Annotated in this window: 12 protein-coding genes and 1 tRNA gene; 3 read left to right on the forward strand and 10 right to left on the reverse strand. The window is 60.3% G+C overall.

The features are described 5' to 3' along the window. Positions 1-387 precede the first annotated feature (387 nt). The 6 genes from ACPYOJ_RS15560 to lipB all read right to left on the reverse strand — a co-directional run bounded on the left by ACPYOJ_RS15560 (position 388) and on the right by lipB (position 7,632). Positions 388-1,515, reverse strand: a complete 1,128-nt coding sequence (locus ACPYOJ_RS15560) for an S-(hydroxymethyl)glutathione dehydrogenase/class III alcohol dehydrogenase (RefSeq protein WP_481417066.1) — start codon at positions 1,513-1,515, stop codon at positions 388-390. Positions 1,516-1,650: 135 nt separating this feature from the next. Further along, on the reverse strand, positions 1,651-2,916 hold the full coding sequence (locus tag ACPYOJ_RS15565) for a zinc metalloprotease (RefSeq protein WP_481417067.1): 1,266 nt from the start codon (positions 2,914-2,916) through the stop codon (positions 1,651-1,653). A 113-nt stretch (positions 2,917-3,029) separates the two neighbouring features. Beyond that, positions 3,030-5,039 carry an acetyl-CoA carboxylase biotin carboxylase subunit gene (locus ACPYOJ_RS15570; RefSeq protein WP_481417068.1) on the reverse strand — a complete coding sequence of 670 codons (2,010 nt, stop codon included), beginning with the start codon at positions 5,037-5,039 and terminating at the stop codon, positions 3,030-3,032. A 103-nt stretch (positions 5,040-5,142) separates the two neighbouring features. Then, a complete protein-coding gene (locus ACPYOJ_RS15575) occupies positions 5,143-5,835 on the reverse strand; it encodes a hypothetical protein (RefSeq protein WP_481417069.1) in 693 nt (230 codons plus the stop codon). An 86-nt stretch (positions 5,836-5,921) separates the two neighbouring features. After that, positions 5,922-6,860, reverse strand: coding sequence for a DMT family transporter (locus ACPYOJ_RS15580; RefSeq protein WP_481417070.1), 939 nt, complete (start codon positions 6,858-6,860; stop codon positions 5,922-5,924). Positions 6,861-6,918: 58 nt separating this feature from the next. Beyond that, positions 6,919-7,632 (reverse strand): lipoyl(octanoyl) transferase LipB, encoded by a 714-nt coding sequence (lipB, locus tag ACPYOJ_RS15585; protein WP_481417071.1) that lies wholly within the window; start codon positions 7,630-7,632, stop codon positions 6,919-6,921. 175 nt (positions 7,633-7,807) lie between these two features. Between lipB and ACPYOJ_RS15590 the strand changes: the two genes are divergently transcribed. Next, a tRNA-Leu gene (locus ACPYOJ_RS15590) sits at positions 7,808-7,892 on the forward strand. A 221-nt stretch (positions 7,893-8,113) separates the two neighbouring features. Here ACPYOJ_RS15590 and ACPYOJ_RS15595 read toward each other — a convergent pair. Beyond that, positions 8,114-8,701, reverse strand: coding sequence for a TetR/AcrR family transcriptional regulator (locus ACPYOJ_RS15595; RefSeq protein ID WP_481417072.1), 588 nt, complete (start codon positions 8,699-8,701; stop codon positions 8,114-8,116). A 162-nt stretch (positions 8,702-8,863) separates the two neighbouring features. Here ACPYOJ_RS15595 and ACPYOJ_RS15600 point away from each other — a divergent pair, with 162 nt between their 5' ends. Together ACPYOJ_RS15600 and ACPYOJ_RS15605 are read left to right on the forward strand one after the other, a co-directional pair. Further along, positions 8,864-10,093: a YbfB/YjiJ family MFS transporter gene (locus ACPYOJ_RS15600; RefSeq protein WP_168831209.1), complete on the forward strand. Its 1,230-nt coding sequence runs from the start codon at positions 8,864-8,866 to the stop codon at positions 10,091-10,093. Between the two features lie 119 nt (positions 10,094-10,212). Next, positions 10,213-10,704 (forward strand): ester cyclase, encoded by a 492-nt coding sequence (locus ACPYOJ_RS15605; RefSeq protein WP_481417073.1) that lies wholly within the window; start codon positions 10,213-10,215, stop codon positions 10,702-10,704. Between the two features lie 31 nt (positions 10,705-10,735). On the opposite strand, the gene ACPYOJ_RS15610 is transcribed toward ACPYOJ_RS15605, so the two are convergent. Genes ACPYOJ_RS15610 through ACPYOJ_RS15620 form a run of 3 tightly spaced genes read right to left on the reverse strand, consistent with a single transcriptional unit; the run spans position 10,736 to position 13,996 of the window. After that, positions 10,736-11,377 carry an Isoquinoline 1-oxidoreductase subunit gene (locus tag ACPYOJ_RS15610; RefSeq protein ID WP_481417074.1) on the reverse strand — a complete coding sequence of 214 codons (642 nt, stop codon included), beginning with the start codon at positions 11,375-11,377 and terminating at the stop codon, positions 10,736-10,738. 2 nt (positions 11,378-11,379) lie between these two features. After that, positions 11,380-13,533 carry a xanthine dehydrogenase family protein molybdopterin-binding subunit gene (locus tag ACPYOJ_RS15615; protein ID WP_481417075.1) on the reverse strand — a complete coding sequence of 718 codons (2,154 nt, stop codon included), beginning with the start codon at positions 13,531-13,533 and terminating at the stop codon, positions 11,380-11,382. Between the two features lie 4 nt (positions 13,534-13,537). Then, positions 13,538-13,996 carry a (2Fe-2S)-binding protein gene (locus ACPYOJ_RS15620; RefSeq protein WP_481417076.1) on the reverse strand — a complete coding sequence of 153 codons (459 nt, stop codon included), beginning with the start codon at positions 13,994-13,996 and terminating at the stop codon, positions 13,538-13,540. Between the last annotated feature and the right edge of the window lie 223 nt (positions 13,997-14,219).

The raw sequence follows: 14,219 nt of genomic DNA on the forward strand, positions 1-14,219 counted from the left end.
CAGGCACAGACGAGTGTCCCGCCGCTGAAATTCGCCTGTCCCGCCTTCACGCCGCCGTCGAGGGCGGGGTGTATCGATACTTGACCTGGCATGTTCAACTCCTCCTCCTGGCGCAGACCCCCTAAATCGGGATCGATTTAGGGAAAGGATCATGTGCAGATTCAAAGTGCTGCAGTCCCGTTTTGTGCGTCATCCATGACGCACGGTACTGCGCCTTCCCGCGGGCCGCCGGTCGAATGGAGCGACATTGAAGCCGCAGGCAAAGGGCACCTAACCTGCTTTTCGCACGGTGTCCGATGCCGCTTCTGTGTCGCATCGTTTTGCCGAAAGGCGTCTCGGCCCCTCGGCACTATACTTCATTCGAAGTCGCCTTGCCGCTATCCGATATTAGTAGAGCACCACGCTTCTGATGCTCTTGCCGGAATGCATGAGGTCGAAGCCCTTGTTGATGTCTTCGAGCGGCATCGTGTGGGTGATCATCGGGTCGATCTGGATCTTGCCTTCCATGTACCAGTCGACGATCTTCGGCACGTCGGTGCGGCCGCGCGCGCCGCCGAAGGCGGTGCCCATCCAGGTGCGGCCGGTGACCAGCTGGAAGGGGCGGGTGGAGATTTCCTGGCCGGCGCCGGCAACCCCGATGATCACCGACTTGCCCCAGCCGCGATGCGAGGCTTCCAGCGCCTGGCGCATGACCTTGGTGTTGCCGGTGCAGTCGAAGGTGTAGTCGGCACCGCCGATCTGATCGGCGCCGCGTTTCGTCATGTTGACGAGATAGGACACGATGTCTTCGCCAACCTCCTTCGGATTGACGAAATGCGTCATGCCGAAGCGTTCGCCCCATTCCTTCTTGTCGTTGTTGAGATCGACGCCGATGATCATGTCGGCGCCGGCAAGCCGCAGGCCCTGGATGACGTTGAGGCCGATACCGCCAAGTCCGAAGACGATGGCTGTCGCGCCCATTTCGACCTTGGCCGTATTGATGACAGCACCGATACCCGTTGTTACGCCGCAGCCGATGTAGCAGATCTTGTCGAAAGGCGCATCGGGATTGACCTTGGCGACGGCTATCTCCGGAAGAACCGTGTAGTTGGCGAAGGTCGAGCAGCCCATGTAGTGGTGGATCTTGTCCTTACCGATCGAAAAGCGTGACGTGCCGTCCGGCATCAGCCCCTGGCCCTGCGTTGAGCGGATCGCGGTGCAGAGGTTGGTCTTGCGGCTGAGGCATGACGGGCATTCGCGGCATTCGGGCGTATAGAGCGGAATGACATGATCGCCCTTCTTGACCGAGGTGACGCCCGGGCCCACATCGACAACGACGCCCGCGCCCTCGTGGCCAAGGATGGCGGGGAAGAGACCTTCCGGATCGGCGCCCGAAAGCGTGAAATCATCGGTATGGCAGATGCCGGTCGCCTTGACCTCGATCAGTACTTCGCCGGCCTTGGGGCCTTCGAGCTGCACTGTCATGACTTCCAGCGGTTTTCCTGCCTGAACGGCAACGGCGGCGCGAACGTCCATCTTATGGTCTCCCTATAGAGGATTTGTTTGCCGGACCTTGGCACGGCCAGAGAGGCACGCTCAAGCGAAAAGGGAATACGGCGCCGACATAATTGCGAAATCGGCTGGCCTGCGGCGCTTACTTTCCCCAAAGCGTCAAAAGAGCTTTTCGGCCGAGAATAGAACGGCATAGCCATGAATGGCGATCGCGGCGAAAAGCCCGAAGGCAACCAGTATTCGCTCGCCGTCCTTCATCTGGTCAAGCTTGTGGCGGGGCTTTACTGAGCTGGCACCGATCATGCTCAGCAGAATGAATACGGCGAGACCGGCCATGAGCATTTTCGCGGAAATTCCGAGTTCCCAACCGATCCACAGAATGAAGATCGTGGTGGCAAAGCTGGCCCAGATCAGAGAACGCCGAGTGGTGAAGACCTGGCGCAGGACCTGGCCGCCGTCGAATCTTTGCATCGGCAGAAGATTGAGCAGATTGAAACTGCCGAGGATGAGCAGGAAGATCAGCAGCGGGCTGCCCAGTTGCTCCGGCAGCAGCAAGTCGCGGGCAGTGCCGTTGTATCCGGCAACCAGAATGGGCACGGCAAAGGCCGACATACCGGAGCCCATCAGTGCACAGACCGCTACTTCGAACTGGCTCTTGTAGGGCCTTCCGCCGATCGCAATGCCACCGAGGAGCGGCACGAAGATCATGCGCACGGATTCGTGCCCGAAGGTTCGGTAGGCAGCGAGATGTCCAAGTTCATGCAGGGCGATGACAAGCGTGAGGAATGCCGAGATCATCAGGCCGGAGACCGTCAGTCCAAAGAACGGCCAGAGGAGCAGCGTCGAGATGAGGGCCAGACCGAATTGAACGGCGGGGTGCTCTACGTACCCCTGGGGAACCGATCTGCCGGTTTCCAGCCATCCTTCCAGCGCGCGCAGTTCGCGCCGCAGCACGAAGTAGCGGAAGAGAAGGGATGCGAGGCCGCGATAGCGATCCATTTGAGTAATCTCGATTTCGGCTCCGTCCGGCAGGCGGCGGACGATCCTGCTTTCTCTGAAATCCCGCCAAAAGGCCGCATCCAGCGTGCTGTCGTCGGCAATGCGCGTGTGGAAGCCGCGTCCTCCGGCGGCCGCCAAGGGTTCCAAGGCCAGGAGCCGCCGCTGCGGTTTGCCGTTGCGGTCGAGATGGCTGTAAATCTGTTCGACCATATCCGCGCGATTATCGAGCGGCTCGCTGCTCACGACGGAATGGTGCCAGTTGGCGTTGGTCCCTGAAGGATTGATGGCGCTCCACAGTTCCTCCGGCGGGCGTCGGAACGTCCGCCTGAGACAAATGGTGCGCAGGCCGAGCGGCATGCGCATGAGCAGCCAGAGGAGCCCCAGATTGATGAAAAGCAGCAGGGCGGCAGATTGCAGCGCCGTCATTGGTGCCTCCGGACCCCAGCCACAGGACGAAAACGACGTATCGTAAGCTGCCAGACCTTAACAAAGGCGAAGTGCTTAAGCCTAGGGCGCAGCTGGGGCTGTCCCAATCTGGATCAGGCGAATTCCAGGATCACCGCATCGACAGCAAGGCTCTCGCCAGGCTTTGCATTGATCTTGCCGACCACCAGGTCGCGTTCGGCGCGCAGCACATTTTCCATTTTCATGGCTTCGACGACGGCAAGCGTCTCTCCGGCTTTGACAGCCTGGCCTTCGGCGACCGCGATCGAAACCACCAGCCCGGGCATCGGGCAGAGCAGCAGCTTCGACGTATCCGGCGGAAGCTTGACGGGCATCAAGCGATCGAGTTCGGCGTGACGCGGCGTGAAAACCCTGGTCAGGACGGAGAGGCCCTGCCAGTCGATACGCATGCCGCTGACGAGAGGCCGGATCTGGGCCGTTACCGGGCGCCCGCCGACCGCGCCGCTCCAGACCGCATCGCCCGGTCTCCAGTCGGTGGCAATGTTGAGCTTTTCGCCGGCGGCTTGCATGTCCATCTCGAACGGGATGGTCACCAGTCCGTCCATGAGCGTGACAGGCACATAGTTTTGGCCGACCTTGACGACCCATTCCTCGCGGAGATTGTCGGCTGATGCGCGCAGGCGATCCGTGTGGTGCTCGCGGCGGTTTGCCTCGATCAACGTCGCGGACAGAGCGACGGCCGCAAGCAGCGCCTCTTCCTGCTGGTCGGGGACCATCGGTGCAAAACCGTCCGGATATTCCTCGGCAATGAAGCCCGTGGAAAGCCGGCCTTCGCGCCAGCGCGGATGCTTCATCAACGCCGAGAGGAATGGGAGGTTGTGGGCGATACCGTCGACCACGAAGCCGTCGAGCGCCTGGCCCATGGCCTCGATCGCGGCGGGACGGTCCGATGCCCAAGTGCAAAGCTTGGCGATCATCGGATCGTAGTACATCGAAATTTCCGCACCCTCGAAGACACCGGTGTCATTGCGGATGATGGCATCGCCGTGCTTGCCTTCGGCCGGCGGACGGTAACGCGTCAGGCGTCCGATCGAGGGCAGGAAATTGCGATAGGGGTCTTCCGCGTAAAGCCGGCTTTCAATCGCCCAGCCATTCAGCTTTATGTCGCTCTGGCTGAAAGGAAGCGTTTCACCCGCCGCGATCCGGATCATCTGCTCGACAAGGTCGATGCCGGTGACCAGTTCCGTTACCGGATGCTCGACCTGCAGCCGCGTGTTCATCTCGAGGAAATAGAAGTTACGGTCGCGATCGACGATGAATTCGACAGTTCCTGCGCTCTGGTAGTCGACCGCCTTGGCAAGGGCGATCGACTGCTCACCCATCGCCTTGCGGGTTTTTTCGTCGAGAAAAGGCGAGGGCGCCTCCTCGGCGACCTTCTGATTGCGGCGCTGGATCGAGCATTCGCGTTCGCCGAGATAGACCGCATTGCCGTGTGCATCGGCGAGGACCTGAATTTCGATATGACGCGGATCGACGATATATTTTTCGATGAAGACGCGGTCGTCGCCGAAGGAGCTCTTTGCCTCCGAGCGGGCGCGATCGAAGCCGTCTCGTACTTCCGCCTGGTTCCAGGCGATGCGCATGCCCTTGCCGCCGCCGCCGGCTGAAGCCTTGATCATGACGGGATAGCCGATCTCGGCGGCGATCTTTTCGGCGTGCCCGGCATCCTCGATGACACCAAGATAACCCGGCACCGTTGAGACCTTGGCAGCATTGGCGAACTTCTTCGATTCGATCTTGTCGCCCATGGCCTTGATGGCCTTCGGCTTGGGACCGATGAAGACGATGCCCTGCTTTTCCAGAGCCTCGCAGAAGGAGGCACGTTCGGAGAGGAAGCCGTAGCCGGGGTGCACGGCTTCGGCACCGGTCTCCTTGCACGCGGCGATGATCTTGTCAGCAACGAGATAGCTCTCGGTCGCCGCGGCTGGGCCGATATGCACGGCCTCGTCGGCCATTTCGACGTGGAGCGCATCCCGATCGGCATCCGAGTAGACCGCGACGGTTGAGATACCCATGCGGCGCGCAGTCTTGATCACGCGGCAAGCGATCTCGCCACGATTCGCGATCAGGATTTTCTTGAACATGCAGACTCCACCCGAAAAATGCGTCGAGAAGTTCTACGCAGAAACTGGGGGACGCACAATCGGGCGGAACCCGGCTATCGGAACGATTGTCTTACCCGAGAAGTCACGCGACGGCTTGCTCGTCGTCCACAAGACGTAGCCATCGGCTGGTGCGGGGCGAGGTGTACTCGCGCAGCTCGAGCGCGCGCAGGATATCGGCCCAACGAGGATGATTGGCGGAAGGCCGCGTCTCCGCGCCGATCCGGTGCAGCACATCGTAAGTGAGCTGCCCAACCGGGATGACGCCGGCCTCGCAAATGCTCCTCAGCACACGCATGATGAAATCGACGTCCTGGCGGGTTACGCCCCTGCGGTCGACCGCGCGCACGAGCTTGTAGGCGCCGATGTTATCGGTGACCGCAAGGCGCAGCTGATCGAGAGCAAATGCACGCAGCTCATCGGGAACATGGGAGGATATTTCCATGATGTGGAGCACGAGCTCCAGCTCGAGTTCCGAGTTGACGATACCGTCAGTCGCGAACATGCGCGTGATCCATGCGACATTGATCTCGTCCAGCGATCCCTGCGGATAGCTGTAGTTGACGATGAAGCTGGCGAGGCTTTCCACAAAGAAGGAGTTCCATTCCGGGCATTTTTCGGGGCAAAAGTTATGCAGCGCCAGCATGACGCCGACGTCGTCGGGCGTCCTGACGCCCTCCGGGAAGCTGTGTTTGCGCAACAGGCCGATATCCTCGGCACTCAGCCGATGCTTCCCCGCGATCACGCATGCCGGGAAAGCGAGTCGGAATTCGCTCATCTTGTATCTCCAGGCCTCATCATGAAGCCAGAGGTGGTTCTAACGCGCCAAGATTGAAGAAGCCCTCAATAACAAGGGTTAACCGACTACGCAGGCACTTCCGACGATTTTAACGATTTCGATTGAACGCGCTCGCGCCAGATGATGAAAAGCCCTGACGCCACGATGATAAAGATGCCGATCCATTTGGAAGGGTTCGGAAAATCATTGAACAACACGTAACCGAGAATCGTGGCCGAGATGATCTCGAAATACTGGAAGGGGGCAAGCAGCGACAGCGGCGCCAAGCGGAATGCCCTGACGACCAGCATGTGCGCATAGCCGGAAATCGTGCCGAGCGCGAGCAACAGCACGAGACCAAGGGCGGACGAGGGGAGCGACATTTCGAAGTCGGGTATGGCGAGCGCATTTCCGCCGAGGAGCGCGGCTCCCATGAAGAGCGTCCCGCCGATCCCGGCCATGGTTTGCATCGTCAGCGGGGAATCGGCCTCGCCAATTGCCCGGTTAAGGAAGAGATAGAGTGAAAAGAGGAAGGCGCAAAATACCGGGAGAAGCGCCTTCAGGCCGAAGATTTCATAGCTCGGCTGAATGACGATCATCGCGCCCCCGAAGCCGACGACGATTGCCGTCCATCGCCGCCAGCCGACCTTGTCGCCAAGGAAGAGCGCCGAAAGCGCCGTCAGCATGAAGGGTTCGACGAAATAGATCGCGAAGACATCCGCAAGCGGCATGTATTTGACTGCGACGAAGAAAAGCAGGCTGGCTGCCCCGTGCAGGGCGCCGCGCAGCAGATTCATCCACGGCCGCTTTGCCGAAAGGGCCTTCCAACGGAAGATCGCGAAAAGCACGGGGAGGGTGCAGACCAGCTGGAAGAAGAAGCGGTAGAACGTCACCTGTCCCGGCGACATCGATTCGAACGTCGCCATATACTTGGCGATCGCATCCATGGCAGGCAGGATGACCATGGCGCCGGCCATGATGGCCATGCCTTGAAGCGGATTTTGAGGAGATGGTGCTTGGGACATGCTGCGGCTTCCGGGAACGAAGCCATCAACCACAGGAATGCCTGCCGATCAATATGGCTTAGCGGTCGTGCACCGTTTCGCCGAACACCGATTCGAAGGCTTCCCGCAGACGGATGTCCACATCCGTCATCATCACTGGTAGGCCAAGATCGACAAGGCTCGTCACCCCATACGCGGAAATCCCGCAGGGGACGATGCCCGAGAAATGGTCGAGGTCCGGCTCGACATTGAGTGACAAGCCGTGGAACGTCACCCATTTGCGCAACCGGATGCCGAGGGCCGCAATCTTGTCTTCGCTCATGCTGCCGTCCGGCAGAAGCGGCTTCTCCGGCCGCCTTACCCAGACGCCGACGCGATCCTCGCGCCGCTCACCGCGTACGTTCATCGATTCGAGCGTGCGGATCACCACTTCTTCTAGTGCCGCCACAAAGGCGCGCACATCCTGACGGCGGCGCTTGAGGTCCAGCATCACGTAGGCCACGCGCTGGCCCGGACCATGGTAGGTGTACTCGCCGCCGCGACCGGTCGCAAACACCGGGAATCGGTCCGGCTGCACAAGATCTTTCGCATCGGCGCTGGTGCCTGCCGTGTAGAGCGGCGGATGCTCGACAAGCCAGACCAGTTCGTCGCCGCCTTCGGCGATTGCCGCGACTTCACGCTCCATCGTCTCTACGGCTTCCGGATATGGCATGAGACCATCGGCGATGCGCCATCGCACCGGCTTGGAGCCTTCGATAGGAAACATGGAGAATTGGAGATCGGTGCGAAGCATGAATTTTCCCTCGCCGCATGATGATCGCAGGCGGCAGACCGCCTATATGGCCCCGTTTTCAGGGCAATTCAAATGCTGTGATTTCTTTTGCAAAAATCTGTCACATCGCCCTTGTGCACCCAAGATGCTTTTGCTACATGCTGCCCCGCCGACGCAAATCGGCACCTACCACGATGCGGTCGTGGCGGAATTGGTAGACGCGCAGCGTTGAGGTCGCTGTGGGGCAACCCGTGGAAGTTCGAGTCTTCTCGACCGCACCAAGAACCCGGCTTTGGCCGGGTTTTTTGTTTTTAAATCAATGATTTACATTTTGATGTGTCCGATGCCAGAACCAAGCCTGGGAGACATTTACTCGCTCGCACTACTCCACGCGGGCGGGTGGCTTGGCCTTTTTTGCGTTGTGGTCAAATATTGAAATCGCTGTCTAGAACGGAAACATCCTGCCTTCAGGATGGGGCGGCATTGCTGCCCGTTCCTGCTTTCAAGACACTTTCGGTTTCAGCAAAAGCTGAATGAGCAGGTCGGCCATTGAGCGCATACGTGCCTCGTCGCCGTATACCCGCTCAATCACAACGAGCCCGCGCGTATGCGTGACGATCAAGCGCGCCGCATCTGATGGCGAGAGCGCCAACTGTTCTGCGTCGTCGGGTCGCGACAGTCTTTCATCCAAGGTCTTTTCGATCTCGTCTAGGAGGTCTCTGATCGCTGAGCGTACGGCCTCATCCAGCGCCTCAATGCCGAGCGCCGTTTTCGTGCTCAGGCAACCCCTTGTGGGCGCGCCGGTTCTCATCGACTTAGTGACAAATTCGAAAAAGCTCTGAAGCGCTTCGCGCAGCTTCGGCTTGTCCATCGCCTCGCGCATCCTTTGGACATAGGCGTCGCGGTAGACACCAAAGACACGCAGGAACAAGGTCTCCTTGTCTCCATAGGCATTGTAGAGCGAGCCGCGCTGCACACCGGTCGCCTCAGCCAGATCCTGCATAGATGTTTGCGAGAACCCCTTCTGCCAGAAGAGGGTCAATGCTTTGTCGAGCATCTCGCTTTCATCGAACTGGCGAACTCCCACCATTCTCTTGCTCCGTGGAATTGAAACCCGAGGGAATCATAAGCATCCTTGACACTGATGTCAAATTTGACTAGGTCGTCAAACTTGACAATTATGTCAAAGATGACTCGTGGCCGTCCCGATGGGGAAGGCGACAGTGTTCAACCTTCTATTTTTGGTGCGCGAATGTCTTCACAACCCGCTTCTTTCACATCGGCGAAGATCGATCAGTTGCTCGTCCGGCGTTATATCTTCGCAGGTTTATGCGCGAGCCTCGATAGTATCGGCCTCGCCCGCTTCGCTTTCACACCTCTTGTTCCGGAACTCATTCAAGCCCACTGGTTCTCGGCTTCCAGCGTGGCCTATCTGGCTGCCGCCAATCTGGCCGGCTATGTGTGCGGTGCGCTCATCGGCCGGCCGCTCGCCACGCGCTTCGCCAACGAACACATTTTGCGGCTTATGATGGTCTTGATTTCCGCCGCTTTCTTCGCGTGTGCCACCCCCCAGTCCTTTTCATGGTATTTCGCCTGGCGTTTCGTCTCAGGCATCGCCGGGGGCGTTGTCATGGTGCTGGTCGCGGCAACCATCCTGCCGCATGTCCCCGCAGCGCGGAAAGGCGCGGCAGGGGGTGCGATCTTCCTCGGACTCGGTTTGGGCATTGCCGGTTCGGGAACCATCATCCCTCTATTGCTGGAACTGGGCTTGGCGCAGACGTGGATCGGCCTCGGCATCATTTCCGTGATCCTGACGGCAGCAAGCTGGTTTGCTTGGCCATCGAGCTACCTCCACCCGCGTGTCGATAGCCGTGACGCCCCAACCAGTCACGCCATGCACTTCGGCAGGGATATCAAACTGCTCTATTTGCAATATGCTCTGATGGCCGCCGCCGCCGTGCCACCGATGGTTTTTCTCGTCGATTTCGTCGCCCGCGGCCTAGGCGAGGGCACCTATCTCGGGGCGGTCTTCTGGGCGATCTATGGTTTGGGCGCCATTGCCGGTCCTCCGTTGTATGGATACCTGGCCGATCGTCTCGGCGCCAAACCAACGGTCAGGATCGTGTCCCTTGTCGCGGCGGTCGGTCTTGCTGCCTTCTACGTCACCGATAACCTGATCGTCCTCGGGAGTATCACCCTTGTCGTCGGTACATTCGCTCCAGGTATCGTCCCCTTATTCCTTGCGCGAGTACACGAGGTCGTAACCCACAATTCGACCCGCCAGAACGTTGCCTGGACTCGTGCCAGCATCATTTCCGCCGCCGCCTTGGCGGTGGCCGCGTATGCCTTTTCCGCTCTGTTCAATGCTACGGGCGGCAGCCACCGTCTGCTGTTCCTGACGGCGGCCGCGATGTTGATTGTCTCCATGCTCGCTGGTGTCGCCACATCAGGCAATTCTCGCGCGGCAAGCAAGCGCGCGTAACCAAAATCCTTCCCAGTCGGGCGGCGGTCTCTCTTATACGACTGCCGTCCGGCTCGACGAAGCTTGCAGCAGACTTGGCAAATGACCCGGCGCAGCCGGCAACGGGAAAGGAACCTAAAGTGACGACGTCAGCCACCGATAGTGTTCAGCGCTTTTGGACCGAGGTCTGGCAGTCCCCTCAAAATCCGCAGGCCATTGATGCCTTGGTTCACGAGGATTTCGTGATAACGTCGGGCGCGCAGGATATCCGCTCGCGTGACGCGTTTAAGCAGTGGGTCATCGGTTTCCAGCGTCAGATCAACGACCTGAAATTCGAGGTTCTCGATATCTTTCAAAGCGACGATGGCACTCCCGTTGCCACGCGTTGGCGGGTTGTCGGAACCAACAACGGATTTCTCGGGACGGAACCGGACGGGACACCGATCACTATGGTGGGCAACTCAATCGTCGCGATCGGGAGGATGGACTACTCCGCCACAACTGGGTCGACCGAAACGCCTACGAGGTCCATGGCCATCTCAACGGAAAGGTGTCCAAGGTCTAGGAACCAGCGCGGATGCACTCGGCAGATCGCCGTCACCTCCATGCAGCACACGGCAAGCCTTGCTTAGAGAGCTGAGAGCGCCGGAAACGCCGACGTGATCAATCCGGACATGCGGCACCGGTATTCACCCAGGCGGCGATCAGGGCGGCAAAGGTCTCCTGCGAGCCGGGAGGGGCGCTTCGTCCTGCGCCCGGATGCCAGGCCCAGCCGACCAGATGGTCTTCGCCGGTATGGCGTATGAGATCGGCACGGGAACGATTGCCGTTCCGGCTCGTATCTTTCACCTGTTGGCAGATCTCGCCCACCGTCAGCCCTTGCCACGCCATGCTGGCTGGCGCCAATGACCAGTGCGCGTTCCCCGGAATGGATTTCATGCGGCTGCCGACGATCGGACGGTTCTCGGCACCGTGGCAGGTGCTGCATGCAAGTCCCGCCGGACCTACCGAGCTTTGGCTGGCATTCATCAACGGCACATGCGGGTGCATGTCCTCACCCTGCGTCGGGCTGCGCGTTGCCGGATGGCAGTTGATGCAGCGCGGATGCGTCAGGACGCGGCTTGCCTCCTTGAAGATGGCCTTCGACCGCGCGTTGGTGTCCGCAATCGCATCAAAGTCAGAGACGGCCTTGAGAGCTCCACCGTCGGACGTTTCAGCATGACTCTGCATTGACCCCATGCCGGCAACGATCCCGCTCGCAGCGAGAACGGCGGCGAGCGGGATAGCGAAAATCCGCTTGGTCATGATCACACCCTCCGCAATTCATTCTGATCGATCGGCAACGACCGCAATCGCTTGCCGGTCGCCGCAAAGATCGCGTTGAGGAGCGAGGGTGCGACACCAGGTGTGCCGACCTCTCCTATTCCGCCTGGGGCCTCGGAACTCGGCACGATGTGGACTTCGATCTTGGGTGTCTCGTAGATCCGCAGAACGGGAGAATCGTCGAAGTTGCTCTCCACCACGGCACCGTTACGGACGGTGATGCGTCCGTAGAGAGCGGCACTGAGACCGTAGATGATGCCACTTTGTATCTGGGCTTCGATCGTGTCTGGGTTGACGACTTGGCCGCAATCGACGGCGCAGATGATGCGGTCCGTCTTGAGCTTTCCGTCTTCTCCGATGCTCACTTCCGAGATCATCGCGGCAAAACTGCCGAAATCCTCCGCGACAGCAATGCCTCTTCCCTTGCCGGCCGGGAGGGCGGTTGTCCATCCGGCCTTCTCCGCCGCCAGATCGAGCGCGGCGAGGAGACGCGGTTTATGCTGAAGCAGGCGCCGCCGGTACTCCAGCGGATCGACGCCGGCAGCATGGGCCAACTCGTCGATACCGCCTTCAACTACGGGCACATTGCGGGTCGCGCCAACGCCGCGCCAATTGCCTGTCAACATGCCGTCCGGCGCCTCGTGGCGCACGAAGTCCGTATATTTGTTCGGGATCGCATAGGGCGTCTCTGCACCACCCATGATATCAAGGTCTATGCCATTGCGGGTGAAGGCCGGCAGCCAGCGTGCCATGACCGAGGGGCCGATGACGCGATGACGCCAGGAAACGGGTAAGCCGTCCGGCCCCAGTGTCGCGGTGACCTTGCTGTAGTTGAGATAGCGGTAACAGTCGTGGCGGATATCCTCCTCACGGCTCCAGGTGACCTTGACGGGGCCAGCCACCTGCTTTGCGATCTTCGCCGCCAGAATGACGCCGTCGACATCCAGTCGCCGGCCGAAACCGCCGCCGAGAAAGTGGTTGTGCACGACGATCTTTTCCAAGGGGAGGCCTGTAACATCAGCGACGACCTGCCTTGTTCGTCCCATGATCTGCGTGCCGACCCATACATCGCAGCCATCAGTGCGGACATGGAGCGTGCAGTTCATCGGCTCCATGGCCGAATGGGTGAGGATCGGGAGGCGGTAGACGAACTCAAGCGCAGGTCCGTGTTCGGCTTCCGCTTTCGCAACATCGCCCACATTGATGTGTGGCAGGGCGTTGCCGCCAATCGCATCTTCCGCGCGCTTCTCCAAATCAACCAGCGAAAGAGCGCCATTCGGGCCGGGCTCCCATTCGATGGAGAGAGCAGCGAGCCCCTTTCTTGCGGCACCGGTGTTGTCGGCCACCACGGCAACAGCATCCTCGATCCGGACGACCTGTTTGACGCCCTTTACCGCCATTGCCGGTCCGTCTTCGACCGCGCGCAGTTTGCCGCCGAAGTGGGGACAGATCGCGATCGCCGCGTAAGACACGCCTTCCGGGCGGGCGTCGATACCGTATTTCGCGGTGCCGTTGACCTTTTCCGGACTGTCAAGACGCCGGATGGACTGGCCGATCAGCTTGAAGCTGGACGCAGGCTTCAGGGGCATTTCCTGCGGAACAGCTTCGGATGCCGCAGCCTGTATCAGGCTGCCATAGGCAGCGCGGCGGCCGCTTGCGGCGTGGACGACATGCCCGGCCTCGGCGTTGCACGTTTCCGGCGCGACGCCCCAGCCACGCGCCGCAGCGTTCACCAGCATGATGCGAGCGGCGGCGCCCGCCTTGCGCATCGGCCCGTAAACACCGCGGATGGCGATAGAGCCGCCGGTGATCTGGTCGCCCAGCAAAGGGTTTGCATAACGCTTGGGATCGGCCGGTGCATGCTCCAGCGCCACCTGATCCAGGGTGACCTCCAACTCTTCGGCCAGCAGCATAGCGACCGAAGTATAAATGCCTTGTCCCATTTCCACGGACGGCATGACGAAGACAATCTTGCCTTCGGCAGGGATGCGAATGAAGGCATTTGGTTCAAACGCCTCTTCGGCAGCGGACGAAGGCGAAGGCTGCAGGCCAATGACGAGGCCCGCTCCTGTCAGCGATGCGCCGATCAGAAAGTTGCGTCGCGAGACGGCGAGATTGATCTTGTCATGAATGGACATCGCATCACCTCGCCTGTGCGGCCGCCTTGATGGCGGCTCGAATGCGCGGATACGTACCGCATCGGCAGATATTTCCGGCCATGACGGCATCGATATCGTCGTCGGTCGGCGACGGATTGGCAGCGAGCAGCGCGGCCGCGGACATGATCTGTCCGGATTGACAGTAGCCGCACTGGACGACATCTATGTCGAGCCAGGCCTTCTGCACACGGGCGCCCTCGGCAGTCTCGCCAATCGCCTCGATCGTGGTGATCGGCTTGTCCACCGCATCGGCGACCGGCATGACACACGACCTCACGGGCACGCCATCGACATGCACCGTACAGGCGCCGCACATTGCGATGCCGCAGCCAAATTTCGTTCCGGTAAGCCCTATGGTGTCGCGTAAGACCCATAGCAGCGGAATGTCGCCATCCACATCGATGGCATATTGCTTGCCATTGACCACAAGATCATAAGACATGTGAATATCGGCTGAAAGCCGTCCCCGACGAACACCCCAGCGCCTGCGAAACTACCAGTAAACCGCGGAGGTCGCCAGTTACATTTTGCGAGGCCGGCCCGCGCGATAAGCATGGGATTGTTCTGCTTTCCGAGCTGGCGGACCAGAAGGCTCCGTACCGGTCCTCGGCGCTCCGTTAATGCGGTCTGCCCGTGCCGGGTAGACGGACCCATCGAGAGCGCCG

The organism is Rhizobium sp. SVR5-9E (assembly GCF_056755095.1).

Bases quoted from the DNA above. Each gene is read 5' to 3' on its own strand.
- ACPYOJ_RS15615 (WP_481417075.1), bottom strand. From the start codon at position 13,533: ATGTCCATTCATGACAAGATCAATCTCGCCGTCTCGCGACGCAACTTT.
- ACPYOJ_RS15620 (WP_481417076.1), bottom strand. From the start codon at position 13,996: ATGTCTTATGATCTTGTGGTCAATGGCAAGCAATATGCCATCGATGTG.
- ACPYOJ_RS15575 (WP_481417069.1), bottom strand. From the start codon at position 5,835: ATGAGCGAATTCCGACTCGCTTTCCCGGCATGCGTGATCGCGGGGAAG.
- ACPYOJ_RS15560 (WP_481417066.1), bottom strand. From the start codon at position 1,515: ATGGACGTTCGCGCCGCCGTTGCCGTTCAGGCAGGAAAACCGCTGGAA.
- ACPYOJ_RS15595 (WP_481417072.1), bottom strand. From the start codon at position 8,701: ATGGTGGGAGTTCGCCAGTTCGATGAAAGCGAGATGCTCGACAAAGCA.
- ACPYOJ_RS15570 (WP_481417068.1), bottom strand. From the start codon at position 5,039: ATGTTCAAGAAAATCCTGATCGCGAATCGTGGCGAGATCGCTTGCCGC.
- ACPYOJ_RS15600 (WP_168831209.1), top strand. From the start codon at position 8,864: ATGTCTTCACAACCCGCTTCTTTCACATCGGCGAAGATCGATCAGTTG.
- lipB (WP_481417071.1), bottom strand. From the start codon at position 7,632: ATGCTTCGCACCGATCTCCAATTCTCCATGTTTCCTATCGAAGGCTCC.
- ACPYOJ_RS15565 (WP_481417067.1), bottom strand. From the start codon at position 2,916: ATGACGGCGCTGCAATCTGCCGCCCTGCTGCTTTTCATCAATCTGGGG.
- ACPYOJ_RS15580 (WP_481417070.1), bottom strand. From the start codon at position 6,860: ATGTCCCAAGCACCATCTCCTCAAAATCCGCTTCAAGGCATGGCCATC.
- ACPYOJ_RS15610 (WP_481417074.1), bottom strand. From the start codon at position 11,377: ATGACCAAGCGGATTTTCGCTATCCCGCTCGCCGCCGTTCTCGCTGCG.